1 protein-coding gene is annotated in these 944 nt (G+C 61.7%); it reads left to right on the top strand.

Going from position 1 to position 944, the window contains the following annotated elements; genetic code table 11:
- Window positions 1-944, top strand: a 944-nt coding sequence (locus tag LD28_RS0120560; protein ID WP_033138761.1) for an ABC transporter permease subunit, incomplete at both ends; no start/stop codon positions are given.

The following is a 944-nucleotide window of genomic DNA, read 5'->3' as shown; positions in this document are numbered from 1 at the left end:
TCGGGGTAGCCAAGGTGATTGGCGGCCAGTACAGCGTGCTGGCTACCGATATCTATCGACAGGTGATCGGGATGCAGAACTTCTCGCTGGGCGCCGTTGCCAGCGTCACCCTGCTGCTGCCGGCACTGTTGAGCTTTGCGCTGGAACACAGGGTACGCAGCAAGATGCAGGAGCAGAGCAGCATCAAGGCGGTGCCCTATAGCCCCACGCCCCATCGGCTGCGGGATCTGCTGGCGCTCGGCTGGTGCACCCTCTGGGCCCTGCTGTTTCTGGCGCTGGTCGGGATGGCGGTTTACGGCTCGCTGGTACAGTTCTGGCCCTACAACCTCGCTCTGACGCTGGATCACTACGCCTTTGACAGCAACAGCGTCTATGGCTGGCAGCCCTTTACCAACACCTTGCAGCTGGGCCTCTATACCGCGCTTATCGGCACCGTGCTGGTGATGGTGCTGGCCTGGGCGCAGGAGAAGGGACGCCACTTCGCGCCGCTGCGCCAGCTGCTGCATCTGCTCGCCATGCTGTCGCTGGCGGTACCCGGCATGGTGCTGGGGCTGGGTTACATCTTCTTTTTCAACGGCAATCCGCTCTTTGGCAGCCTCTATGGCACTCTGCCGCTGATGGTGCTCTCCTGCGTCATCCACTACTACACGGTGGGCCATATGACGGCGCTGACCAGCCTCAAGCAGTTGCCAAAAGAGCTGGAGCTGGTAGCCATCTCATTGCGCATTCCACTCTGGAAGGCGTTCTGGCGAATCACCCTGCCCGCCTCCCTGCCAGCGCTCTTGGAAATCTTTATCTATCTGTTCGTCAACGCCATGACCACCACCTCGGCGGTGATCTTCCTCTATTCGAGCGACAGCGTGCTCGCCTCCATCGCCGTGCTGAACATGGAGGATTCCGGCGATACCGCCGCGGCCGCCGCCATGGCCACCCTGATCCTGCTG

It is taken from the genome of Aeromonas finlandensis, from assembly GCF_000764645.1.
GTDB lineage: Bacteria > Pseudomonadota > Gammaproteobacteria > Enterobacterales > Aeromonadaceae > Aeromonas > Aeromonas finlandensis.
The sequence above is the reverse complement of the archived record's forward strand: the minus strand, read 5'-3'. Positions and strand labels throughout refer to the sequence as shown.